Source organism: Pantoea sp. SGAir0215 (assembly GCF_043543215.1).
In genome coordinates this window covers 3,364,430-3,387,975 of the sequence record NZ_CP028031.1, presented here as the reverse complement: position 1 = coordinate 3,387,975, position 23,546 = coordinate 3,364,430, and the positions used below count along the sequence as shown (strand labels likewise).

Below are 23,546 nucleotides of genomic sequence, written 5' to 3'. Positions count from 1 at the left end.
AATGGCAATATATTTATGTATTTTTTCGGGGTTGGCATTATTTAGTCTATTAAATAATCAAAATAAAAAAATATATTTTTTCTTCATTACCACTCTTTTTATATTGGCGGCTTTTCGTGGTATTGATGTCGACCGAGATTATAAAACCTATATAAGCATTTACGAATACATTATTGATGGTGAACCTTATACTATAGAACCAACTTTTTATTTGATGAGTTGGGTCTCATATTTATTGACTAATTCATATGAATTGATTTTTATAGCATTCTGTTTCGTAGCGCTTTTTTATAAAGTGAAATATATTAAGCAGTTTTCACCTTATATATTCTTGTCATTACTTGTGTATTACAGTAATTTTTATTTTTTACATGAGATGACACAGATAAGAATCGGCGTTGGAGTGGCAATAGGCTTTTTTGCGCTAAAATTTTTGGTGGAAGGTAATAAGAGAAAGTTCATCTATTACATCATTGCAGCCTGTTGTTTTCATTTTTCTATGGTTGTAATGCTTGTCGCATTAAAATTTAATCGAAAGAAAATTAGTAGCAAATATATTTATATTATTCTGTGTTCAATAGGGCTTTGCTATTTTTCGATATTATGGAAAATCAACCCTGTTGAATTGCTAGGATATTTACCTGTGCCGGTCATTCAGGAAAAGTTGAGAATATATAATTATCAAACGCAGCAGGGAATGATACAACCAGTCAACGTTTTTTCGATAATGCAATTGTTCCGTATATTTATTCTCATTTTTGTTTTTGCTTCTTATAAAAAGTTTAGCGGAGATGAAAGATTTGTTTTGTTTCTGAAAATATATGCTTTGTCACCCATTTGCTTAGTTTTGTTTTCAGCTATTCCAGCCTTTGCTATAAGAATGAGTGAAATATTTGCCGTGGCTGAAATAGTACTGCTACCGATGATCGTTTACAGATGTCAGCAAAAAAATGTAGCAAAACTTTTAGTAATCTTATATAGCGCTTGTATTCTTTCTTTAAACTTATATCACAATCAAATTATTTCTGGATATCATTTTTAAATGGACATAAAATTCCTCCCGATTGTCGTTCTTTATAAAATAGGCTTGAGTCATTCAGACAGTATTAATAGCATACTAGATTCTGATGTAGAGGGATTAATTTCCGAAATCTTTGTATATGACAATTCCCCTGCATGTGAAGACAACAATGAAATAATAGAAAGCTATCGTGGCAGGAAAGTATATTATATAAACGATTATTCTAATTCAGGTGTGAGCGCAGCTTATAATAAAGGACTATCAAAAGCTAAAGAGCTTAATTATGAATATGTATTACTACTCGATCAAGACACAAAATTTCCTCCAGACTCGGTTAAGGAATACGTTAAAGCTATAAAGAATAATCCGCATATTAAACTAGTTGCCCCAAGGCTTAAAACTACAAAAGGTGAGCTATGTTCACCTTTAAGATATTCACTGCATCGGGGATTCGTTCTAAAAGAAATTGAACCGGGAATTTATCCGCTCGATCGCTATTCTCCTATTAACAGTGGCATGATGCTAAATACATCATCTGCCATTCAATGTGGTGGATATGAAGAAAAAGTATTTTTAGACTTTAGCGATTTTCAATTTATTGAAAAATTAAAAAGAAATGTAGACTGTTTCTATGTCATGCCTTTATTAGTTATACAGGATCTTTCCAATGATGAACCTGATACAAATTCTTTATTAAATAGGTTCAAAATCTATTGTAAATGTGCAAGAAATTGCCATAGAAATAATTTTATTGATGATGGTATTTATTTTTTTATGGTTTTGAATAGAGCCATTAAACTTACTTTAAGAACGAAAGAAAAACAATTTATTCTCTATTTTTCCCGCTTTTATGTTCGAGGCCAAAGATGATTTCTGTTTGCATCCCAACGTTCAATGGTGAAGCATTTATTGAGGAACAGGTCAGGAGTATCTTGGCTCAACTAGACATCAATGATGAAATAGTTATCTCAGATGATAATTCTACTGATTTGACAATTAGTAAAATTAATAGCATCGGGGATGATCGTATTAAAATTTTTCAGAATTACAGAAGTAAACGCGATGAACAGCGTGATACACTTTATAAAGTTTCATTAAATGTACAAAATGCGTTAAAAAATGCCAAAGGAGACTATGTTTATTTGTCGGACCAGGATGATATCTGGATTGAAGGACGCATAAAGAAGACGATCGAGTTCTTAAAAGCCAATGAGCCCAGACTAGTAGTTTGCAATTGCAAAATTATTGATGAGCAAAAAAAAACAATTGCTGATTCATATTTTAAATACATAAAGCCGAGCTCGAGTTTTTTTAGAACATTATATAAAAGTTCTTTCCATGGTTGCTGTATGTCATTTAACAGAAAATTAGTTGAAAAGGCTTTTCCATTTCCTCAAGAAAGTCTCGGCCATGACCTTTGGATTGGTTTAACTGCTATTTTGTATGGCAAAATTAAATTTATCGACGAACCACTCATTCACTATCGTAGGCATAGTGCGACAGTGACAACGACGGGTTTTAAAAGCGGCGCAAGTTTATCCTTCAAAGTTAGCTATCGAATCAGGACGATTAAAGCAGTTCTTAGAAAAATTTTTAAAAAGAATTAATGAGAATAATTAATGAAGATAGCTCATGTTCAAGTAATACCCAAAATGTCTGGTGTTCAACAAATTTCTTTAGATATTCTTAGTGGTTTAAAAAATAGTGACTTAGAAAAGTATGTTATTTGCGGTGAAAATCCAACAGAACAGTTCGTGGAATCATTCAGAAATGCTGACGTAGAAATCATCATTGTTCCTTCAATAAAGAGAAATATTGGGTTTCATGATTTAAAAAGTTTTATTGCGCTCTACAAAGTCTTTAAGAAATACAATTTTGATATTGTACACACCAATTCGACTAAACCTGGAATTGTAGCTCGAATAGCTGCAAAATTTGCAGGAATCAATAAAATAGTTCATACGGTTCATGGGGTGGCGTTTCATAAATACGAAGCATTACCTAAACGTATTTTTTATTATTTATTAGAGAACTTTTCTACATTATTCGGTGATGTAAATGTCACTGTTAACAAGAAATATATATCATATTATCCTTTGGTTAAGAGTCATTTGATTTACAATGGCGTGAGTATAAAAGATTATCAATGTGAGATAAAAAACTTTCATAACGAACGTGGTTTGCATTTTGCATTTTTAGGACGACTGGACACACAGAAAAATCCATTAGAATTTATCGAAGCAGTTAACCTTCTTGTTAATAAATATCATGTCAGTAATAATGTTAGATTTACACTGGCAGGTAATGGTAAACTTTTTTCTGAGTGTAAAAAATTAATTAGTAAATACAGTCTCGAAGATAAAATTGTGATGCCGGGATGGATCATTGACAAAAACGTTTTTTTTAATGATGTTGATGTACTTTGCCAACCTTCGCTGTGGGAAGCATTTGGTTTAGTTTTTGCCGAAGCTGCACTTTTTCAAATACCCTCTATTGCGCATGGCGTTGAGGGTATACCAGAAGTGGTGCTCGACAATATTACAGGTCAACTTTATAAAAACGGACCTGAAGAATTTGCTGAAAAGATGTTGTATTTAATCAATCATCCAGATGAAGTCAAAAGATTAGGCCGTCAGGCAAAAAAACATACTCTTGATACTTTCACTAAAGAGACAATGGTTGCAGAATACTCCAAAGTTTATTTCGAAAGAAAATAATTTTAAATAATATAAAGAAAATGAATAAATATAAATATCTTTTATTTTTGCACTTCACCAGTCTAATAATATTAACTCACTTATTGCTAAAGAGGAGTAATCTTGATACAGGTGTAGAGTTAAATATTTATCTCGAAATCCTTTTATTTAGTTTTGCTTGCAGAGCTTTAGGCAGCCCTGTTCGTATTGTTATCAGTCTCTTTTATGGCTTCACCTTGGGACTTCAGGTGTCCTCTTTGAGATCGACAGGGGATTTTGTTTCAACTCTGACGTTAGATAATCTGTCGGAGTTTAGGGCTATAGGGCATTCTCAGTTTGTTGAAACGCTTCTTATTACATTGACATATTGTCTTGTTTCTTTGACCTGTTTGATTCCACGAAAAACAAAATTTTCAGTTTATTTTATTGTTCTCTTCATCCCACTATTCTTTATTAATGGTGCTATCTCAAATTTTTCTTCAGCCTCGCATGGTTACTATAAGCAGTTGACCTACAAGCCATCATATAATTACCCTGATATTGCAAAAAAGTATTTAAAATTTAATGTTTATGAAAACTCGCATCATATTAATTTTATCGAAAGTAAACCTAAAAATGTTATTATTGTTTTTACAGAAGGCTTTTCTTCACATGTTATTGATCGTGAAAACACTTTAGATCTCCATCTTACCCCGAATATCGATAAACTCTATGATGAAGGCGTTGTAGTAAAAAATTATTATAATCATACTGCTGCTACATTCCGTGGGCTGCGTGGTCAGCTCACATCAGCATATCAATACAGAGATGGAACTAATAACAAAGTTGGTGGTTTTTTTCAGATTAGTCATAAAGAGGTAGAAACGAACTATTTCGGGAGGCTTATTTCTCTCCCGTCTATTCTAAAGGAAAATGATTTCAATACTTTTTTCCTCGCCTCGACTGAAAACGATAGCAATCTTAATGCCTTGCTTAAATCAATGCCTTTTCGAAAAGTTTATGGAATGGAAGATTTTGGATGGAAGCAGGGAGACAGGATGTCTGATAAAAAAGTCTTTGAATCATTAAAGCAACTTCTTGAAAGTTATAACACAGACACACCTTTTTTTATTGGTGTATATCCATCAGGAACTCATCACGGAATGGATAGTCCAGATGTACGCTATAAAGATGGAAACAATAAAATCTATAATAAGTTTTATAATTATGATTATCAGCTCGGAGAGTTTATTAATTACTTTAAAAAGTCTAAATATTACAATGATACGATATTAGTTATTACTGCTGATCACGCCTCTTTTCCTGCACCAGAATTTAAAAAAAGTTTCGACGTTGATACAAAGTATTTTGTGGATAAAATCCCCTTGGTTATTATTGGTGCTGGTGTGCAACATACTGTCATAGATGGTGCCGGTAAAAACAGTCTTTCTCTAACCCCAACGATTCTGAACATGCTTGGTATCAAAAATCACGCAAATTATTTCATTGGTTGCTCATTGTTTGATAATAATTGTCACAGTCCTTTTCAGCATATATCTGCTATCGGCGACGATATTTATATAATTAATAAAAATTCTGATGGTAATTATGAAGTCAATCCAGAATCTATAAATAAAGATATCTCTGAATATTACACTATCAGTGGGTGAATTTTTTACAGTTATTTGAATCTAAAGTCTTTGCGTACTGTGCTACACTAATTTTAGTCGTTTTTTTCTACGAGAATATGCTAATCTGTGTTTATGCATATTGAGTCGCAACGGTAAATCTGAAAGGAGTAAAAAATGTCCAAACAACAAATCGGCGTTGTAGGTATGGCTGTAATGGGCCGTAATTTGGCTCTCAATATTGAGAGCCGCGGTTATACTGTTTCAGTTTTCAATCGTTCGCGTGAAAAAACGGATGAAGTGATTGCTGAAAATCCAGGCAAAAAATTAGCTCCATTTTATTCTGTTGAGGATTTCGTAGACTCCCTTGAGAAGCCACGTCGTATCTTATTAATGGTGCAAGCTGGAGAGGCTACTGATAAAACTATTGCATCTCTCACACCACATCTTGATAAAGGCGATATTTTAATAGATGGTGGTAATACTTTCTATAAAGATACTATCCGTCGAAATAAAGAACTATCGGATAAAGGATTTAATTTTATTGGCACAGGTGTATCTGGCGGAGAAGAGGGGGCGCTTAAAGGGCCCTCAATTATGCCCGGTGGTCAAAAAGAAGCTTACGAACTTGTTGCGCCTATTCTTAACAAAATCGCAGCGCGTGCCGAAGATGGTGAAGCCTGTGTGACTTATATTGGTTCTGATGGCGCAGGCCATTATGTTAAAATGGTTCATAATGGCATTGAATATGGTGATATGCAGTTAATCGCAGAAGCCTACTCTCTGTTAAAAGGTGCACTCAACTTAACAAATGAAGAGTTAGCCGACACCTTTACGGAATGGAATAATGGTGAGTTAAGTAGCTATCTCATAGACATTACTAAAGATATATTCACCAAAAAAGATGAAGATGGTAATTATTTAGTTGATGTCATTTTAGATGAAGCAGCTAATAAGGGGACAGGGAAGTGGACGAGCCAGAGTTCTCTTGACCTCGGTGAGCCGTTATCATTAATCACAGAATCTGTATTTGCTCGCTACCTTTCTTCTCTTAAATCTCAACGTGTCGCTGCTTCTAAAGTTTTAAGTGGGCCAGTAGCCAAAAAGTTCACCGGAGATAAAACCGAATTTATTGAAAAAGTTCGTCAAGCTTTGTATCTGGGTAAAATTGTTTCTTATGCACAAGGCTTCTCACAATTAAAGGCTGCCTCAGATCAATATAACTGGGATCTGCAGTATGGTGAAATTGCTAAAATTTTCCGTGCAGGTTGTATTATTCGTGCTCAATTCCTTCAGAAAATCACTGATGCTTATTCCGCGGATGTAAATATTGCTAACTTACTTTTAGCACCTTACTTCAAAAAAATTGCTGATGAATATCAGCAAGCACTCCGTGATGTGGTTGCTTTTGCTGTTCAGAACGGAATCCCGACACCAACCTTCTCGTCAGCAGTTGCGTATTATGACAGCTACCGCTCAGCAGTTCTGCCTGCTAATTTAATTCAGGCACAACGCGACTTCTTTGGTGCGCATACCTATAAACGCATCGATAAAGAAGGTGTGTTCCATACGGAGTGGCTCGAATAAAATATAAAAAAGCCTCTTTTCTAACGGAGGCTTTTCAATTATTGTCACTCTGGATCTTTGACTCACAATTAAAGGTAATTCGAGCTGAATTAATGAATTTATGACTAATAAAAGCAATACAAACGACGAGCATTCATCCTCACATGGTGGGTACGTGAAAGAGCAGCCTGATTCCGATATTGATTTATTTGATTTAGTCTTACAGCTATGGCGTGGTAAGGTTGTAATCATTTCTACCGTTATTATTTCTGTTTTAATTGGTGTGGTTTACATCAACGTCGTGAAAGAAAAGTGGGTTTCTACATCGACGGTAACTCTTCCTGCCGCTGGGCAGGTCGCGAATTACAATGCTGCATTGAGTATCGTTTATGCTGACTCTCCACAGGATAAACCTTCGCTCACTGGGCTCCAGACTCAAATGTTTAATCGTTTTACTGCTTCAATGAGCGCGTTAGCTGGGGCTCTCGCTAACCTCGAAAAGCCTCTGACGTTAACTTTAAGGCCCGTCAAGGGTAGTGACGACGCGGTAAGCATTTCATTTGTCGGACAAAGCGCAAAAGAAGCCCAAATGCAACTGACTCAATATATTTCCCAGGTAAACGATGAGGTTGTTAAAGACTATGGCGATGATATTAAAAGAAATTTAAGCGTTAAAACACGTGAGCTTACCAATACTTTAGATACTTATAAGCAAGTTGCATTGAACCAAAAAGAGCATCGTCTTGATGTCATAAAACAGGCTTTGAAAATCGCCGATGCATCTAATGTAGGTAAGTTACAAGTTAATCAGGCAGAGTTTCTTTCTGATGATACTTTATATTTATTGGGCAGTGATGCACTTAAAGCGATGGTAGAGAATGAAAACTCCAAACCATTAGATTTCAGCAAAGAATATTATGACGCGCAACGTGCTTTACTTGCTGTTACGCATCTAAAAATTGAGGTTGACAACCTACAATCTTTTCGTTATATCTCGCAGCCTGACTTACCACTTAAACGCGTTAGTCCTAAAAAAGGCTTAGCTTTGATTCTTGCATTTATAATTGGAGCGCTACTGGGATCATTTATAGTTATTGGGCGTAATTCACTCATTAGCTATCGTAATCGGGGCCTGTAAAAATTTGAAAGGTTGGCCTGTATTTTGACCAACCTTTTTTTTCTGTGCTCACGCTTGAGCCATATATAACTTCGTTTATCGATGATTTAGTCAAAAAGAAGATAATTACTCATTCGATTATGATTAAATGCCATGTTAAACCAACAACTCCCCACTCCTCACCGCCTTATCGCCCGCCAGCCTTAACACCAGCATGCCTGCCGTCGCAAATCTGGCCCAGTGCCGCGCGTATAGCACGCCTCCAAATTCTGCGACCAGCGGCGTGATGTGGTCGGTGACAGGATCAACAATCTCCGCAACCACTTCCCCTGGACGGATTCGCGCGCCTAGCGGTTTGCGATACAGGATCAGGCCCGATACCGGTGAGTGAACATATTCACAACCCGCCAGCGGCGTCGGGGGATTTTTAAGCGGCGGCATTAAAGCCGACGTGCCTTCGGTGTGACGCTGCTTGATAATATTGCCTTCTTCTGCGGCCTGCGCCACACCAGGCGCACCCAGTCCGGTGCCGCTCTCATCCACACCGACCACATCCTCGCCGCCGCTCACCACCGACACCAGCTCATCACCGCCAATCACCGGCGCAGCGACTTCAACGGACACGGACGTATCGGCCGCAGAGATATAGCCGGATTCCTGCAACGCGTTAATGATCGCATCTGCGTCCTGCTCAGCCTGTTCAGGCGAGACATCACGTACGCCACGTAGCTCCAGCGTTACCGGCAGCAGGCCGCGCGGCATCGGGAATGTTTCACCAAATTTTTCAGCCAGCGTCAGCCAGGGTTCACAGCAGGCTTCGTCGAAGGGCTCACCCCCCGATATCTGTGCCAGTAGCTGCACTTCACTGCCCAGCCAGCGTGCTAAGGGTTCGATATCCGGCCATGCATGTGGCGTGGTGTAAAGGTGTGGAACCGCCTCCCAGTCACAATGCAAATCAATCATCAGATCGGCCTGACTGGCCATGCGCATCAGCGTATAACGCTGGGCTTCCAGTTCAGTTTTGGCGATTGTGTCACGGTAGTAACGGTCAATCGCATCACGAATCAGCTGCCGGTTCTGACTCTCATTCTGGGTCAGCGTCTCGGCCAGTTCCCCCGCCAGAAGTGCACCCAGAGACGGGAATTTGCGGTTAAAATCCTGGCCGGACTGTGCGTGGAAGCGTCCCAGATGCGTACCGTGCCAGTGTTGGCTCAGGGCCAGCGGATTGGATACCGGTATCAGGGAGAAAAAAGCTTTGAGTCGTCCGGCAGATTCCAGCGCCTGTAAACGCTGCTTAAGATACCAGGCCACCGCCATCCCCGGGATCTCGTCGCCATGTAAGGAAGCCTGAATATAGACCTGGCGACTGTGATCATCGCCAAAATGAAAACTGATAATTTCACGCTGGGTGCCGAGAGAGGCGCTTAACAAAGGGTGATGTTGTTGGTACATACCGTGTTAATGTCCTTTTGTCGGTTCAGGGGCGGACAAATGCCGCCCATAAAGTCATTGAGTATAGTCATGCAGGCGGAGGAGGGGGAAAAAGCCTGCCCTGACGTTACGGTTGAATGGAAATATCCGTGGCGAAATATTTCTTTTGCAGTTTGTCAAAGGTGCCATTTTTCTTAATGGCAGCGAAGGCATCATCCAGCGCAGTTTTCAGTTCGGTATCGCCTTTACGCAGGCCAATCGCCGTGCCCGGCCCGATGATCGGGTCTTTCACAATCGGCCCGGCCAGTTCAAAGGCGCTGCCCTGAGGTTGTTTGAGAAAACCGTTTGCCGCCTGAGCCGCATCGGTAAAGACCGCATCAAGGCGCCCGGCCACCAGATCACTTTCAACCTGCGCCTGATCGCCATAGGGCACGACCGTCACGCCAAAAGGTTGCCATTTTGCCCGGGCATAACGCTCCTGCACAGTGCCTTGTTCTACGCCTACGGTTTTGCCTTTCAGCGATTCCGGGGTGGGCAACAGGCCCGACCCCTTACGCGCGATAAGCTGGGTGTGCGTATCGTACAGCGGCACGGTAAAGTCGATTTGCTTCAGTCGCTCTTCGGTGATGCCCATATCAGACAGAATGGCGTCGAATTTACGCGCTTTAAGCGCCGGAATCATCCCGTCGAACTGGCTTTCCACCCAGACACATTTGGCCTGCATCTGCGCGCACAGCGCGTTACCTAAATCGATATCAAAGCCGACCAGCTTCCCCTGCGGCGTTTTGGATTCAAAAGGGGGATAGGTGGGATCAACAGCGAAGCGAACCTGCTCAATTTTCGCCTGGGCGCCAAACGCGCAGCCAGCCAGGAGGGCCAGCGCTAACGCTTTGTGTAAACGGGTTTTCAGAGAAGTGATTGCCATCGTTTTCGGTCTTCTGTTGTCGTAATAGTGTATTACGCAGAGTACCTTTCACCCGGGATAATGGCAATTAGAGGATGATTTTCACAATGTTAGCCTGGCAAAGGCCACGGTAATCCTGGGTATTCAGTACGACAGACTGGTCGAGTACGCCGGCGTTAAAGGCAATCTCGTCATAGCGCTCAAACAGCAGCGGGTCGACCACCACAGTTAAATCAGGATGAAAGCTGAACGGGGGAATCGCACCAAATACGCAGCCGGTTAGTACATCGACCTCTGCGGGCGAGGCAAGGGATGCCCGGCGTCCGCCTACGGCTGAGGCGACTTTACTGAGATCGGCCTGCTGATCCGCAGGCAGTACCGCCAGAACATGTTGTTTGATGCCATTGCCTTTCACATGACACACCAGCGCCTTTGCGCCCTGTCCGACTGCCGTGCCGCGAATTTTGGCAACGGCTTCACATTTGCCGGTTGCCTCATGCTGCATCAGGCGGTAACGCGCGCGATGCTGGTCGAGCAGAGCAATGAGTTTTTCATGCGTAGTCACGGTAAAATCCTTACAGGTCAAATGGACGGGAAAGGCTGCTCAGCAAACCGTCGAGCAGCCATAACGCAGTCTGTCACTTATGACGGGCGCGCAGGTTATTGATGATGGTGCTGAGATCCAGATCCTGATCCTGCAGCAGTACCAGCAGGTGATAGATCAGATCGGAGGCTTCGTTCGTCAGTTCCTCACGATCGTTTACCGTGGCAGCCAGCGCGGTTTCCACGCCTTCTTCACCGACCTTCTGCGCAATACGTTTGGTGCCGCTGGCATAGAGTCTGGCAGTGTAAGAACTTTCCGGGTCGGCCTGCTTACGGGACGCCAGCAGTTGTTCCAACTGATAGAGGAACGTCCAGTCAGGCGCAGCAGGGGAGAAGCAGCTGGAGGTGCCCAGATGGCAGGTGGGGCCAATCGGGTTGGCCAGCACCAGCAACGTGTCGTTGTCGCAGTCAGGTGTGATGCTCACGACCTGTAGAAAGTGTCCTGAGGTCTCGCCTTTGGTCCACAGACGGTTTTTGGTGCGTGAAAAGAACGTCACGTTGCCGTCCTGCAGCGTTTTTTCCAGCGCCGCCTGATTCATATAACCGTGCATCAGAACTTCACCAGAAACAGAGTGCTGGACGATGACCGGCATCATGCCTTGGGTTTTTTCCCAGTCTAACCGGGCCAGTTGTTGTTCAGTTAACACGCACGAATCTCCACACCGTTGTCGATCAGAAAGCGTTTCAGCTCGCCGATATTAATAATTTGTTTGTGAAAAACCGACGCCGCCAGCGCGCCATCGACATTGGCCTGCTCAAAGGCTTCAAGGAAGTGAGTCATGGTACCCGCACCGCCAGAGGCGATCAGCGGTACCTTGCAGACATCACGTACCTTTTTCAACTGCACCAGGTCATAACCGTTGCGCACGCCGTCCTGGTTCATCATGTTGAGGACAATCTCGCCTGCGCCCCGTTTCTGCACTTCCTGCACCCAGTCCAGTGTTTCCCACTGGGTCACGCGGGTACGGGATTCGTCGCCGGTATACTGATTAACATGGTACTTCCCGCTGGCGTCATCAAACCAGGTATCAATACCGACCACGATGCACTGGACGCCAAAGCGGTCGGCCAGGCGGGTGATCAATGAAGGATCGGCCAGCGCAGGGGAGTTAATGGAAATTTTGTCCGCACCAAACTCCAGAATCCGCGCGGCATCTTCCGGGGTTTTGATGCCACCTGCCACGCAGAACGGAATGTCGATGACTTCGGCAACGCGCGCAACCCAGCTTTTATCCACTACGCGGTCGTCCGATGAAGCGGTGATATCATAAAACACCAGCTCGTCCGCACCTTCTTGCGCATAGCGCTGCGCCAGCGGCACGATGTCGCCAATAATTTCGTGGTTACGAAACTGAACGCCTTTTACCACCTGACCGTCACGCACATCGAGACAAGGAATTATCCGTTTTGCCAGCATGCTATGGCCTCCGAAACTGTAAATTTGCCTTCCAGTAGCGCACGTCCGACGATTACGCCCTGAACACCGCTGCCGCGAAGGGCGGCAACGTCACTGAGTTCACCAATACCGCCTGAGGACTGAAACGCAATCTGCGGAAAGCGTGCGGTCACTTCTTTATACAGATCCACGTTCGACCCGCTGAGCGTACCATCACGGGAAATGTCGGTGCACAGAACATGCTTCAGCCCGACAGGCTGGAACTGTTCAATGACCTCTTCGAGCGTAACGCCCGCAGCTTCCTGCCAGCCGCTAATCGCCACCTCTTTGCGGTTGGTCGCATCAATACGGACGTCCAGCGCCAGCACAATCGCGTCCGGGCCAAACTCGGTAAACCAGGCTTTCACTTCCTCGGGCTGTTTGACGGCGGTCGACCCTACCACCACACGGCTGGCACCCGCGTCCAGTAACGCTTTAACGTCTTCCCGACTGCGAATGCCGCCGCCAACCTGGACCACCGCATCCACGCCGTTAAGCAGGCTTTTCAGTAAGGTAATCTGGCGTTTCGCCGGATCTTTAGCACCGGTTAAATCCACGAGGTGCAGTACCGTTGCGCCCTGGCGTGCGTAATCCTGTAAGCGGGGTAACGGATCGCTGCCGTAATCGCGCTGACGGGCATAATCACCCTGATGCAGGCGCACAACCTTGCCATCAATTAAATCTAATGCGGGGATAATCATTACATCTCCAGGAAGTTTTTCAGCAACTGCGCGCCGACTTTGCCAGAGCGTTCCGGGTGGAACTGCACGCCAAAGAAGTTATCTTTCTGTACCGCGGCCGTGAACGCCTGACCATAGTGACACTGCGCAATGGTGCTGGCATTTACGGGCATCGCAAAGCTGTGTACGAAGTAGAAGTAGCTGCCTTCATCAATGCCGCGGAACAGATGATTACCGGCCTGAGCGGTGATCTGGTTCCAGCCCATGTGCGGTAACGGCAAACCCTGTGTATCCATCAGTGACACGGGCTGGTCGATAATGCCCAGCGTGGGCACACCGCCATTCTCTTCGCTGTGGCTGCCCAGCAGCTGCATGCCCAGGCAAATACCCAGCACCGGCTGCGTACAGGCCTTGACCAGCTCAATCAGCTCACGCTCCTGCAGTTGGTTCATGGCCGCCTGCGCGGTGCCAACGCCGGGCAGAAACAGCTTATCGGCGCGCAGGACGACATCCGGATGGCGACTGACCTCTGGCGTATAGCCCAGACGTTCAACGGCCCACTTTACCGACGACAGGTTGGCACAGCCTGTATCCAGGATCACCACGTTCATTACAGCACTCCTTTAGAGCTCGGCAGGGTATTTCCCTCAACGCGAATCGCCTGACGTAAGGTCCGGCCAAAGGCTTTGAATAAACTTTCCACACGGTGATGATCGTTTTTCCCTTTGGTTTTCAGGTGCAGGGTGCTCATCATGGCGTAGGACAGGGAACGGAAGAAGTGCTCGACCATCTCGGTGCTCAGATCGCCAACGCGCTGATAGCTGAATTCCGCTTTAAATTCGATATGTGGACGACCAGAGATATCCAGTGCACAGCGCGCCAGGCACTCATCCATCGGCAGCACAAAGCCAAAACGGCCAATGCCGCGCTTATCGCCCAACGCTTTCAGCAGCGCTTCGCCTAATGCCAGACCGGTATCTTCTACCGTGTGGTGATCGTCAATATACAGGTCACCGTTGACGTCGATGTTCATGCGGAAGCCGCCGTGCACGGCAATCTGGTCCAGCATATGATCAAAGAAGCCGACGCCAGTGTTGATCTTACTGCCGCCTTCGCGGTCCAGCCACAGTTCCACGCGGACCTGGGTTTCTTTGGTGTTGCGTTGGACCAGCGCGTAGCGGTCGCGCTGCGTCAGCTGCTGCTGAATCGCTTTCCAGTCCTGACCTTCTGCGCCATAGCGAATGCCCTGAATCCCCATATTTTCCGCCAGCTGAATATCGGTCTGGCGATCGCCAATCACATAGCTGTTGGCCGTATCAAGGGCGCCTTCAGCCAGCCAGGCCTCAACCATCTGGGTTTTCGGCTTACGGCACGCGCAGCGGTCTTCAGGCTTATGGGGACAAATCAGCACATCGCTAAAACGAATGCCCTGCGATGACAAAATCTGCATCATCAGCGTGTGTGGGCCATCGAAGTCCGCCTGTGGAAAACTGTCCGTGCCCAGACCGTCCTGATTGGTAATCATCACCAGCTGATAGCCTGCGTCCTGCAGCGCCAGCAGTGCAGGCACGACGTCCGGCTCAAACGCCAGCTTATCCATCCGATCCACCTGAAAGTCCTGCGGCGGTTCCGAGATAATCGTGCCATCGCGGTCAATAAAAAGGGTCTTCTGACTCATGCTTACTCCAGAGATAAGGCTTGCAGCGCGGCGATCAGGCGTTCGCACTCGGTGCGGGTTCCCACCGAGATGCGCAGACAACCTGCGAGGCCGGGGTTCTTGTTTTGGTCACGCAAAATAATGCCCTGATCCCACAAGGTTTTAAACACCTTTGGTGAATCGGTAAAGCGCACCAAAATATAGTTGGTTTCGCTGGGGAAGACCTGCTCCACGACGCGAATTTGCGGCAACTGTTCAAACAACCAGCTACGGTTGGCATTCAGCTCATCGACGTGCTGGCGCATTAAGGCAATCCCTTCGTCGCTCAGTGCCTGGCCCGCCACGTCGGCCACCGGCGTCGCCAGCGGATAGGGCGCAATCACCTTCATCAGCAGGTCGATAACCGGCTTATTCGCCAGCGTAAATCCGCAGCGCAGACCGGCCAGCGCGAAGGCTTTCGACAGGGTGCGCAGAATGACCAGGTGCGGATATTCGCGCAACCAGCCCGCCAGCGTCGCCTGTGGACAAAATTCAATATAGGCTTCATCCGCGACGACCAGCGCTTTGCCGGCGGTCATCGCCAGTAGCTGACGGATAGCGTCCTGATCAATCAGGTTGCCCGTGGGGTTGTTCGGGCTGCACATATAAACGACTTTCACACCGTCGAGCTGTTCGGCAATCGCGGGCAGGTTCAACTGCCAGTCTTCACGTGCCGGCACGGTACGGTACTCAATGCCGATGGTTTCCGCGCTGACGCTGTACATACCGTAAGTCGGTGGGCAGAACAGAATCGCGTCTTTGCCGGGCTCACAGAACGCCCGCATCAACAGCTCAATGCCTTCATCTGCGCCGCGGCTGACCAGCACCTGCTCAGGAGACAGGCCCGCGTAAGCCGCATAGCGGGTGATTACCTGCTTCGGCTGGCATTCCGGGTAGCGGTTCAGGGTTTGCTGCGACAGCTCAAAGGGCACCGGCAGCGGAAACTCGTTAGCATTCAGCCAGACATCACCGTTGCCGCCCAGACGGCGCGCCGACTGATAGGGCGTCAGCGCACGCACATTGGCGCGGGCCAGTTTTTCAATATCCTGACTCATGCTTGCTCCTTGAGCGCGGTGACGCGCAACGTGACGGCATTTTTGTGGGCATCCAGCTGCTCCGCGGCGGCCAGGGTTTCAATGGTGGCGGCGAGATCCATAAAGCCCTGCGGCGTCAGTTCCTGTACCGTCATACGTTTCTGGAAGTCGGCCAGCCCCAGGCTGGAGCAGGTCGCGGTATAACCATAGGTAGGTAGCACATGGTTCGTGCCGGAGGCATAATCGCCTGCAGACTCGGGCGACCAGTCGCCCAGGAACACGGAGCCTGCGCTGGTGATTTGCTCAACCAGGTCGCGCGGCGTGCGGGTTTGCAGAATCAGGTGCTCCGGACCATAGCGGTTGGAAATCGCCACACACTGTTGCAAATCGCGGGCCACGATCAGGCGGCTGCTTTCCAGCGCCTTACGGGCCGTGGCGGCACGCGGCAGCTGCGCCAGCTGTTGTTCGACAGCGTCAGCCACGCGCTCAGCCAGTCCCTGTGAAGGCGTCAGCAGAATCACCTGCGAATCCGGCCCGTGTTCCGCCTGAGACAACAGGTCGGACGCCACGAACGCGGGCGTGGCACCGTCGTCGGCGATCACCAGCACTTCTGACGGGCCCGCGGGCATATCGATAGCCGCGCCATCGAGGCTCTGGCTGACCTGACGTTTGGCTTCGGTGACCCAGGCGTTGCCCGGTCCGAAAATTTTAGCCACTTTCGGCACGGTCTCGGTGCCGAAGGCCAGGGCGGCAATGGCCTGCGCACCGCCCACCTGAAATACTTCTTCTACGCCACACAGCTGGGCCGCATAGAGAATCTCGTCGGCAATTGGCGGCGGTGAGCACAGCACCACGCGGCCGCATCCGGCAATACGTGCCGGTGTCGCCAGCATCAATACGGTGGAAAACAGCGGGGCGGTCCCCCCGGGAATATAGAGGCCGACCGATTGCATCGGGCGCGTCACCTGCTGGCAACGCACGCCCGGCTGGGTTTCGATATCCACGGCTGGCAGAATCTGCGCACGGTGGAAAGTCTCGATATTGGCGACCGCCACCGCCATTGCCTGTTTGAGTTCATCACTGAGACGATCGCTGGCAGCCTGCATCTGCTCAGCGGTCACGCGAAAATCCGTCAGCTCAACCTTGTCAAAGCGCGCGCTAAAATCGCGCAGAGCTGCGTCGCCTTCGCTTTTCACGCGCGCCAGAACGTCACGCACAATCTGACTGATGCTGTCAGAGGCAGACAGCGCCGGGCGTGCCAGCAGCGCCTGTTGCGCCTCCGCGCTGCACGCCTGCCAGTTCACGGGTGTCATGATTTTGCTCATCGTTTACTCCAGCATTTTTTCGATTGGCAGCACCAGAATCGAACTGGCACCCAGCGCTTTGAGTTTTTCCATGGTTTCCCAGAACAGCGTTTCGCTGCTCACCATGTGCATTGCCACACGGCTCACATCGCCCGCCAGCGGTAACACGGTTGGACGCTCGGCGCCCGGCAGCAGGCTGATGACTTCTTCCAGACGATCGCTCGGTGCATGCAACATGATGTATTTGGATTCACGTGCTTTAATCACGCCCTGAATACGGGTCATCATTTTATCGATCAGCTCCTGCTTGGCCGCGGGCATGTCGCCGTCGCGCTGAATCAGCACGGCTTTAGAACGATAGATCACTTCAACTTCACGCAGACCGTTCGCTTCCAGCGTGGCACCGGTGGAGACCAGATCGCAGATCGCATCAGCCAGGCCGGCACGCGGCGCCACTTCGACCGAGCCGTTCAGCAGACAGGATTTAAAGGCGATACCTTGCTTGTCGAGATACTGTTTTAACAGGTGAGGATAGGAGGTGGCGATGCGGGCATTGTTCAGGCACTGCGGGCCGGTGTAAGCGTCATCGACCGGCATGGCCAGTGACAGACGACAGCCGCCAAAGTCGAGGCGACGCAGCGTGAAGTAGCGAGGATCTTCCCCCTGTGCGCGGCGCGTCAGTAACTCTTCTTCCAGCACGTTTTCGCCGATAATGCCCAGGTCGACCACGCCGTCCATCACCAGGCCCGGAATATCGTCATCGCGCACGCGCAGAATATCAATAGGCATATTTTCAGCGAAGGCGATCAGACGCTGTTGCTGAAGATTGATTTTGATCCCGCAGCGCGCCAGCAGCTCGCGTGAATCATCGCTCAACCGACCTGATTTCTGCATAGCTATGCGTAAACGGCTATTGTCTAACATTTTTCCTGTCCCCTTAATTAACCTGTCCTGAATGCGTATTTTGCGTCAGCCCATAAAAAAACCCCCGGAAGACGATCTTCCGGGGGTTCTCTTGCGTTCGCACCACTGGAAGATCCTAGACGTCTTCCAGCACACATCGCCTGAAAGACTAGTCAGGGTGATGGTGGTGATGATGGTTGAACTGAACGCGTGTCATAAAATTCTCGATAATGAAAAGTTATTCATTTGTGTGGAATTAACCTAACGAAGATAGTTGAAATTGGCAACTCTTTTTTAATGTTGTTCTTCGCAAAGCACAGAAACACTTTGCACTGGTTTGCAACTCAGGGGCAGCTTAAGATGGCTGAATCTTGACGTTCGCAGCAGGAGACAATATGAAAAAGGTCGCAATTGTAGGACTCGGCTGGCTGGGCATGCCGCTTGCGATGGCGCTGACCGCGCGAGGCTGGCAGGTGACCGGCAGTAAAACCACGCCGGATGGCGTAGAGGCGGCCCGTCGCTGTGGCATCGATGCGTTTCAACTTGAACTGACGCCCGAACTGGTCTGTGAGGCCGAGGACCTGGAGGCGCTGTTTGACGTGAATGCGCTGGTTGTCACCCTGCCCGCCAGCCGCACGGCAGAGGGCGGCGACGCCTATGTGCAGGCAGTACAAAACGTAGTGGATACCGCGCTGGCGCGCAATGTCCCACGGATCATCTTTACCAGTTCCACCTCCGTCTATGGCGGCAGCGCCGGTATCAAAACGGAGAAAAGCCCGCTTCAACCAGAAACCACGGCAGGCAAAACGCTGGTGGACCTGGAAAACTGGCTGCACGACTTACCCGGCACCAGCGTCGATGTATTGCGTCTGGCCGGGCTGGTGGGCCCGAAACGGCATCCCGGTCGCTTCCTGGCCGGCAAACAGGATTTACCCAATGGATCGCACGGGGTGAATCTGGTGCATCTGGATGATGTGGTGGAGGCGATTATGCTGCTGCTGCAAACGCCAAAAGGCGGCAGGACGTTTAACCTGTGTGCGTTGAAACATCCGTCCCGCGCCCATTTCTATCCCTGTGTGTCGCGCCAGCTGGGCATGACGCCGCCCACCTTTGAACCGCAGACGCACGACGACAGCGGTAAGTTGATTGACGGCGCGCGTATCTGTCACGAGCTGGGCTTTGAATACCGCTACGACGATCCGCAGAAAATGCCGCTGGAGTGAGTGTGGCTTTCCCCTTAGCGGGGAAAGCGTTGTGTTCTGTTCCTGATCACACGCCGAGTCGGTCGCGTAAGGCATACCAGGCGGCACCCATGGCCGTCAGCGGCACTTTAAATCGCCGTCCGCCAGGGAAGGGCAGATGCGGAAGCTTCGCGAAGGCATCAAAGCGCTCAGCATCCCCACGTAACACTTCGCTTATCAGCTTGCCGGAAAGGTGCGTGCAGGTCACGCCGTGGCCGCTGTCGCCCTGCATAAAGTAGACGTTGTTTTCCAGCCGACCAAACTGTGGCATGCGCGACAGCGTCAGCAGAAAATTTCCGCTCCAGGCGAAATCAATCTTCACGTCCTGCAACTGCGGAAAGGTGCGTAGCATTTTAGGCCGGATCATCGTGATCACATCGCCAGGCTCGCGCGCCCCATAAACCACACCGCCACCATAGAGCAGCCGGTTGTCGGCGGTCAGGCGGAAATAGTCCAGCAGATAATTGGAATCTTCTACCGAATAGTTGTTGGGTAACAGCGCTAATGCCCGGTCACGGGACAGCGGTTCGGTGGCGATGATTTGCGAGCCGCACGGCATGCTTTTGCGACTCAGGCGCGGTTCGAGTTCGGAAGGCAGATAAGCATTGCCGGCAAAAATCAGAAACGTGGCGCTGACTTCTCCCTGTGCCGTTTTTACCCGATTAGGTGAACCGTAGCTGACGCTTAACGCGGCGGACTGTTCATAGATACGACCGCCGTGGCGACGAATGGCTTCGGCTTCTCCCAGCGCCAGATTCAGCGGATGCAGATGTGCGCCGCGTTTGTCGAGCAGCCCACCTACATAGCGCTCTGAGCCGATCTCGCGACGAATGCCGCGCTCATCTAACAGTTCAAGCTGGTCGTTACCGTAACGCTGCCAGGCGGCTTTTTGACTGGCCAGGTGCGCCATCTGACGGCGGTTAAACGCGGCGAAGATACCGCCCGGGCGGTAATCGCAGGCGATCGCGTAACGGTCGATACGATCACGAATAATATCACCGCCTTCAAACATCATACTGCCCAGCATTTTCGCGCTGTCTTTGCCGTAGCGTTGTTCAATCACATCCACGTCGCGGCTGTAGGAGTTCACGGCCTGGCCGCCATTGCGGCCGCTGGCACCATAACCAACGCGAGCCGCTTCAAGCAGCACCACATCGTAACCCGCTTCGGTTAAAAACAGGCCGGCCGATAAGCCCGTAAAACCGGCACCAATAATGCAAACGTCACACTGGATGCTTTCCTGCAGCACCGGCCAGGGCGCATGGGGGGTCCGTGTGGAGGTGTAGTAGTTTTCTACGTAATTCATATCAAGCTCCTTGGCGAACGTCCCTGATTAAAAATTGGCGGGCGTATGGGCGCTGACGATGCGACAGGGCACATCGGCCTGGTTGGTAAAACTGTGCGGCAAACCCGTATCGATCACGTAACTTTCGCCGGCCGTCAGATGAAATTGCTGACCGTTAACTTCCAGTACGATGCGTCCTTCCAGCAGAGTGCCGGTCTCTTCGCCCGCATGGCGTAACTTTTCGCCGGTGCTGGCACCTGGCTGGTAAGTTTCCAGTAACATGCCTAACGCCCGGGTTTTCGTGCCGTTATCAACCAGTTTAAGCGAAACGCCCTGACTGCCGATTTCCAGCAGATCTTCAGGCCGGACCACCACTTTGGGCGCGTCCTCAGCGTGCGGCTCCGAAAAAAACGCAGACAAAGACAGGCCATAAACCTTCAGCAACTTTTGCAGCGTGCTGACCGCCGGGCTGACCTTATCCTGTTCGATAGTACTGATGGCGCTGTGGGTCAGTCCGGCCAGTTCCGCGACGCGCCGTTGTGACAGTCCCATGGCCTGACGGATCTGCGCCAGGCGGCGTCCCGGAGCCTGAGCCGCATCATTCATACCTTTTTCCTCTGGTGATAGTGCAGGGCGGCCTGAACAAAGCCGTCAAACAGCGCAAAGGACGGCGTGGCGGGTTTCAGCTGCCATTCAGGATGCCACTGTACGGCAAGGGCGAAAGGGTGCGCTGGCAGGCTGACCGCCTCAATCAGACCATCGGGCGCACGGGCCTCAACGCGCACCTGCGGTCCCGCTTCACGAATGCCCTGGTGATGAACGGAGTTGACGGTGATCGGCGCACGCCCCAGCAGCCTGTCCAGCAATCCTCCCGGTGCAATCTGGATGGCATGAGCGGGTGCGTAAGTTTGTTCAGGTAAGGCATCCTCGTCTGCATGGTGGCGCTGAAACTGCGGATGGTGGTCAAGGTGGCGATACAGGGCACCACCGTTGGCCACGACCAGCTCCTGCATGCCCCGACATATGCCCAGCAGCGGCATCTGTTTGCCGACAGCATGCGTAATAAGGTTAAACGCCAGGCGATCGCGGCCGGCATCTGCCTCCGGCTCTTCGCCTTCTTCGCCATACAGCCAGGGCTCCAGGTGGCTGGGGCTCCCGGTCAGCAGAATGCCGTCCAGCACAGCCATAGCGTTTTCTGATAGATGCGGGGCAGCCATAAGGTGATGGGGCAGGGCAAGCGGCACGCCGCCCGCCAGGACGATGGCATCAAGATATTTGTTGTGGACAGACTGAATCGGGTGGCCCTGATTGTGCGTCTGGCACATCACTACGCCAATCAAAGGCTTGTCAAAAATAATGCCCATCTTTCCCCCTTAACTGCTGTTCGAAATATTTGACGAAAAGGGCATGTCTGATGGTTAAGTGTGCAATATTTTGTCAATCTAGCAATCCATTGGTCGATCTTCAAACAGATTTGTTACATTTGCACACTTTTTACGTTAGAGCTATGTTAGATGAGTGGCGGTTTTTTTGAGCATTACGCACTCCCATTTTTGTGGTCAAAGGCGGATGAAATCATGACTAACCTGGTAGAAGTAGAAGACTTCACGCTTCACAGTGAAGAGAGACGAACCAGCGCGTTCCAGCAAGAAGTGAAAAACTGGCTGGAGCGCCACCCTGAAACGCAGTATGTCGATATCTTGCTCAACGATTTAAATGGTGTTTTTCGCGGTAAGCGCATCCCGGTTTCGGCCTTAGCCAGGCTGGAAAAAGGCTGCTACTTTCCCGCCTCGGTTTTTGCCATGGATATTCTCGGCAATACCGTCGAAGAGGCCGGTCTGGGCCAGTCGCTTGGTGAACCCGATAACCTCTGCCTTCCCGTCCATGGCACGCTCGTCCCCTCCGCCGCCGATCCGCAACACATTGCACAACTGCTGTTAACCATGTGCAACCAAGATGGCACTCCCTTTGACGTTGAACCCCGAAATGTTCTGAACCGGCTGTGGCAACAGCTGCGTAATCGTGGACTGTTTCCGGTGGTAGCGGTAGAGCTGGAGTTCTATCTGGTCGATAAAAAGCGCGATGCAGAAGGCTATATTCAACCGCCCTGTGCGCCAGGCAGTGACGATCGCAACAGACAAAGCCAGGTTTACTCGCTGGATAATCTCGATCACTTCGCCGATGTCCTGCGTGATATTGATGCGCTGGCCCGTCTGCAGGGCATTCCTGCGGATGGCGCGCTGGCGGAAGCCTCGCCGGGGCAATTCGAAATCAATCTCCATCATACCCGTGATGTGCTGAGCGCCTGCGACCATGCTATCCAGCTCAAGCGCCTTATCCGCCAGGTGGCAGAGAACCACGGCATGACGGCAACATTTATGGCAAAACCCTATGAGGACTACGCCGGAAGCGGGATGCACGTCCATATCAGCATGCTTGATGCCGCTGACCATAATGCCTTTGCCTGTGATGACGGAAGCGATTCCCCGCTGCTGAAACGCACGCTGGCGGGCATGATTGACCTTATGCCTGCTTCCATGGCGCTGCTGGCCCCCAACGTCAATGCCTTCCGTCGTTTTGTGCCCGATGCCTACGTTCCTTTGCAGGCGTCGTGGGGCCACAATAACCGTACGGTAGCGTTGCGTATTCCCTGTGGCGATCTGGAAAGTCGCCGCATCGAGTACCGGGTAGCCGGGGCGGATGCGAATCCTTATCTCGTCATGGCTACCATTCTGGCGGGCATGTTGCACGGCCTCGATACGCAGCTGCCGCTGCCACAGCCGGTTAAAGGAAACGGCCATGAAGCGGAAGGGCTGCCGCTGCCGATTCGGCAGAGCGATGCACTCTATGCCTTCGAAAGCAGCTATCCTTTACAAAAATTACTGGGTGAGAAATTTGCCAAAGTGTGGTTTAGCTGCAAAAATTATGAGCTTATGCAGTTCGAAAGATTAATCACTGCCACCGAAATTGACTGGATGCTGAAAAACGCCTGATTAAAATTTTGCATTCTATGCGACAACGTC

The 23,546-nt window shown here is 49.1% G+C and carries 24 protein-coding genes and 1 other annotated feature; of the genes, 9 read left to right on the top strand and 15 right to left on the bottom strand.

Features of this window, described 5'->3' with window-relative positions; all coding sequences use genetic code 11:
- Position 1 precedes the first annotated feature (1 nt).
- The 7 genes from C1N64_RS15840 to wzzB all read left to right on the top strand — a co-directional run bounded on the left by C1N64_RS15840 (position 2) and on the right by wzzB (position 8,028).
- The gene (locus C1N64_RS15840) at positions 2 to 1,042 is read left to right on the top strand and encodes an EpsG family protein (RefSeq protein ID WP_033740460.1); all 1,041 of its coding nucleotides are present in this window, start codon (positions 2 to 4) and stop codon (positions 1,040 to 1,042) included.
- Positions 1,043 to 1,891, top strand: a complete 849-nt coding sequence (locus C1N64_RS15835) for a glycosyltransferase (RefSeq protein WP_050504922.1) — start codon at positions 1,043 to 1,045, stop codon at positions 1,889 to 1,891.
- On the top strand, positions 1,888 to 2,628 hold the full coding sequence (locus C1N64_RS15830) for a glycosyltransferase (protein WP_205955489.1): 741 nt from the start codon (positions 1,888 to 1,890) through the stop codon (positions 2,626 to 2,628). Before C1N64_RS15835 ends, C1N64_RS15830 begins: the two co-directional genes overlap by 4 nt.
- 12 nt (positions 2,629 to 2,640) lie before the next feature.
- A complete protein-coding gene (locus tag C1N64_RS15825; protein ID WP_394514951.1) occupies positions 2,641 to 3,738 on the top strand; it encodes a glycosyltransferase family 4 protein in 1,098 nt (365 codons plus the stop codon).
- A 20-nt stretch (positions 3,739 to 3,758) separates the two neighbouring features.
- On the top strand, positions 3,759 to 5,366 hold the full coding sequence (locus C1N64_RS15820) for an LTA synthase family protein (protein WP_394514950.1): 1,608 nt from the start codon (positions 3,759 to 3,761) through the stop codon (positions 5,364 to 5,366).
- Between the two features lie 135 nt (positions 5,367 to 5,501).
- Positions 5,502 to 6,911 (top strand): NADP-dependent phosphogluconate dehydrogenase, encoded by a 1,410-nt coding sequence (gene gndA / locus C1N64_RS15815; RefSeq protein WP_205955487.1) that lies wholly within the window; start codon positions 5,502 to 5,504, stop codon positions 6,909 to 6,911.
- 154 nt (positions 6,912 to 7,065) lie between these two features.
- Complete coding sequence (gene wzzB / locus C1N64_RS15810) at positions 7,066 to 8,028, top strand: LPS O-antigen chain length determinant protein WzzB (protein WP_243835877.1); 963 nt, start codon at positions 7,066 to 7,068, stop codon at positions 8,026 to 8,028.
- Positions 8,029 to 8,163: 135 nt separating this feature from the next.
- Here the strand turns inward: wzzB and C1N64_RS15805 are convergent, their stop codons facing one another.
- From C1N64_RS15805 to hisL, 12 genes are all read right to left on the bottom strand, one after another.
- Positions 8,164 to 9,459 (bottom strand): succinylglutamate desuccinylase/aspartoacylase family protein, encoded by a 1,296-nt coding sequence (locus C1N64_RS15805; protein ID WP_033740451.1) that lies wholly within the window; start codon positions 9,457 to 9,459, stop codon positions 8,164 to 8,166.
- 106 nt (positions 9,460 to 9,565) lie between these two features.
- On the bottom strand, positions 9,566 to 10,363 hold the full coding sequence (locus C1N64_RS15800) for an ABC transporter substrate-binding protein (RefSeq protein ID WP_033740450.1): 798 nt from the start codon (positions 10,361 to 10,363) through the stop codon (positions 9,566 to 9,568).
- Between the two features lie 67 nt (positions 10,364 to 10,430).
- On the bottom strand, positions 10,431 to 10,907 hold the full coding sequence (locus C1N64_RS15795) for a YbaK/prolyl-tRNA synthetase associated domain-containing protein (protein WP_394514949.1): 477 nt from the start codon (positions 10,905 to 10,907) through the stop codon (positions 10,431 to 10,433).
- Between the two features lie 73 nt (positions 10,908 to 10,980).
- Positions 10,981 to 11,592 carry a bifunctional phosphoribosyl-AMP cyclohydrolase/phosphoribosyl-ATP diphosphatase HisIE gene (hisIE, locus tag C1N64_RS15790; RefSeq protein ID WP_006119834.1) on the bottom strand — a complete coding sequence of 204 codons (612 nt, stop codon included), beginning with the start codon at positions 11,590 to 11,592 and terminating at the stop codon, positions 10,981 to 10,983.
- Positions 11,586 to 12,362, bottom strand: a complete 777-nt coding sequence (gene hisF / locus C1N64_RS15785) for an imidazole glycerol phosphate synthase subunit HisF (RefSeq protein WP_006119833.1) — start codon at positions 12,360 to 12,362, stop codon at positions 11,586 to 11,588. Before hisF ends, hisIE begins: the two co-directional genes overlap by 7 nt.
- On the bottom strand, positions 12,344 to 13,081 hold the full coding sequence (gene hisA / locus C1N64_RS15780) for a 1-(5-phosphoribosyl)-5-[(5-phosphoribosylamino)methylideneamino]imidazole-4-carboxamide isomerase (RefSeq protein ID WP_033740446.1): 738 nt from the start codon (positions 13,079 to 13,081) through the stop codon (positions 12,344 to 12,346). Before hisA ends, hisF begins: the two co-directional genes overlap by 19 nt.
- On the bottom strand, positions 13,081 to 13,671 hold the full coding sequence (gene hisH / locus C1N64_RS15775) for an imidazole glycerol phosphate synthase subunit HisH (protein ID WP_006119831.1): 591 nt from the start codon (positions 13,669 to 13,671) through the stop codon (positions 13,081 to 13,083). Before hisH ends, hisA begins: the two co-directional genes overlap by 1 nt.
- Positions 13,671 to 14,738, bottom strand: a complete 1,068-nt coding sequence (gene hisB / locus C1N64_RS15770; protein WP_324021243.1) for a bifunctional histidinol-phosphatase/imidazoleglycerol-phosphate dehydratase HisB — start codon at positions 14,736 to 14,738, stop codon at positions 13,671 to 13,673. The genes hisH and hisB overlap by 1 nt, the downstream gene beginning before the upstream one ends.
- Before the next feature lie 2 nt (positions 14,739 to 14,740).
- A complete protein-coding gene (gene hisC, locus C1N64_RS15765; protein WP_039338110.1) occupies positions 14,741 to 15,811 on the bottom strand; it encodes a histidinol-phosphate transaminase in 1,071 nt (356 codons plus the stop codon).
- Positions 15,808 to 17,115: a histidinol dehydrogenase gene (gene hisD / locus C1N64_RS15760; RefSeq protein WP_394514948.1), complete on the bottom strand. Its 1,308-nt coding sequence runs from the start codon at positions 17,113 to 17,115 to the stop codon at positions 15,808 to 15,810. The genes hisC and hisD overlap by 4 nt, the downstream gene beginning before the upstream one ends.
- Before the next feature lie 3 nt (positions 17,116 to 17,118).
- Positions 17,119 to 18,018: an ATP phosphoribosyltransferase gene (gene hisG, locus C1N64_RS15755; RefSeq protein ID WP_375096419.1), complete on the bottom strand. Its 900-nt coding sequence runs from the start codon at positions 18,016 to 18,018 to the stop codon at positions 17,119 to 17,121.
- 52 nt (positions 18,019 to 18,070) lie between these two features.
- Positions 18,071 to 18,191: a sequence feature (His leader region), on the bottom strand.
- A complete protein-coding gene (hisL, locus tag C1N64_RS15750) occupies positions 18,167 to 18,214 on the bottom strand; it encodes a his operon leader peptide (protein WP_100396937.1) in 48 nt (15 codons plus the stop codon). It overlaps the preceding feature by 25 nt.
- A gap of 178 nt (positions 18,215 to 18,392) precedes the next feature.
- Here hisL and C1N64_RS15745 point away from each other — a divergent pair, with 178 nt between their 5' ends.
- A complete protein-coding gene (locus C1N64_RS15745; protein ID WP_006119826.1) occupies positions 18,393 to 19,220 on the top strand; it encodes an SDR family oxidoreductase in 828 nt (275 codons plus the stop codon).
- 46 nt (positions 19,221 to 19,266) lie between these two features.
- Here the strand turns inward: C1N64_RS15745 and C1N64_RS15740 are convergent, their stop codons facing one another.
- The 3 genes from C1N64_RS15740 to puuD are packed head-to-tail and all read right to left on the bottom strand — an operon-like array spanning position 19,267 to position 21,887.
- Positions 19,267 to 20,544: an NAD(P)/FAD-dependent oxidoreductase gene (locus C1N64_RS15740; protein ID WP_394514947.1), complete on the bottom strand. Its 1,278-nt coding sequence runs from the start codon at positions 20,542 to 20,544 to the stop codon at positions 19,267 to 19,269.
- Positions 20,545 to 20,571: 27 nt separating this feature from the next.
- The gene (gene puuR / locus C1N64_RS15735; RefSeq protein ID WP_054633493.1) at positions 20,572 to 21,129 is read right to left on the bottom strand and encodes an HTH-type transcriptional regulator PuuR; all 558 of its coding nucleotides are present in this window, start codon (positions 21,127 to 21,129) and stop codon (positions 20,572 to 20,574) included.
- Positions 21,126 to 21,887 (bottom strand): gamma-glutamyl-gamma-aminobutyrate hydrolase, encoded by a 762-nt coding sequence (gene puuD, locus C1N64_RS15730; RefSeq protein ID WP_394514946.1) that lies wholly within the window; start codon positions 21,885 to 21,887, stop codon positions 21,126 to 21,128. Before puuD ends, puuR begins: the two co-directional genes overlap by 4 nt.
- A gap of 213 nt (positions 21,888 to 22,100) precedes the next feature.
- Between puuD and C1N64_RS15725 the strand changes: the two genes are divergently transcribed.
- Positions 22,101 to 23,516, top strand: coding sequence for a glutamine synthetase family protein (locus C1N64_RS15725; RefSeq protein ID WP_394514945.1), 1,416 nt, complete (start codon positions 22,101 to 22,103; stop codon positions 23,514 to 23,516).
- Positions 23,517 to 23,546 lie beyond the last annotated feature (30 nt).